This is a genomic window from Sphingobacterium deserti (genome assembly GCF_000757725.1).
Taxonomy (GTDB): domain Bacteria; phylum Bacteroidota; class Bacteroidia; order Sphingobacteriales; family Sphingobacteriaceae; genus Sphingobacterium; species Sphingobacterium deserti.
Genome location: NZ_JJMU01000041.1, coordinates 1 through 972 on the forward strand (window position 1 = coordinate 1; position 972 = coordinate 972).

Below are 972 nucleotides of genomic sequence, written 5' to 3' on the forward strand. Positions count from 1 at the left end.
ATACGCATTACGCATACCTCATCAAATGCGACATGTCGTTTGATAATGACCCCTGCAATCACTTATCTACCAAAGCTTTTCTACAGACTAAGTACTACATACTAAAATCTATACGCTGCAGTAATCAAGCGATCGACAAACTTCAACCACTCGAAAACCTATCAACGACACTTTTTACGTTTCATCAAGCGATGGTATTAGCGGAGCGCTGCCGTGGCCTAGTGGGTGTGGGCAGGCATGAGATTATTTGCCAAAATCCATTCCTAAAAGGATTTTGGGATGTCATCTAGCCTGATAGGCAGCCTTTCGCTGCGGGTTGGGTTGTGTGCAAGATCGCCTCGATGAAACAAAGATTTTTTGTATACTTTTTCATCTGAAAAAGTATGGCCCCGTCCCGGCTAGGGACAAGCGATCTGCCGCATGCCGCGGCAAGGCAAATACTTTTGTAGGGTAATGTAGTTTCTAAACGGATTGTCCTCCCCACATCCCTTCCGCCGCATGCCGCGGCAGGGCAAATACTTTTGTAGGGCAAAAGGTATTCAAAACCCCGTCGCTTGAAACCTTTGCAGGGGAGGTTTGTGCAATGGCAAGTTTCTACATATCGCAAAGCTTTCGAGGCGACATTTCGTTTAATAATGCTCTGAAGCAATAAAATATAGGACACCTAAACTTCTCGCAATACACATTACGCATACCTCATCAAATGCGACATGTCGTTTGATAATGACCCCTGCAATCACTTATCTACCAAAGCTTTTCTACAGACTAAGTACTACATACTAAAATCTATACGCTGCAGTAATCAAGCGATCGACAAACTTCAACCACTCGAAAACCTATCAACGACACTTTTTACGTTTCATCAAGCGATGGAATCAGCGGAGCGCTGCCGTGGCCTTGTGTGGGAGGTAAGGCATGAGATTATTTGCCAAAATCCATTCTTAAAAGGATTTTGGGATGTCATCTAGCCTG

General features: G+C 44.3%; 1 protein-coding gene. It reads left to right on the forward strand.

The annotated features are described in order from the left end of the window. On the forward strand, nucleotides 1–290 hold a 290-nt coding region (locus DI53_RS12055), incomplete at its 5' end, for a hypothetical protein (protein WP_037499722.1). Nucleotides 291–972: the final 682 nt, after the last annotated feature.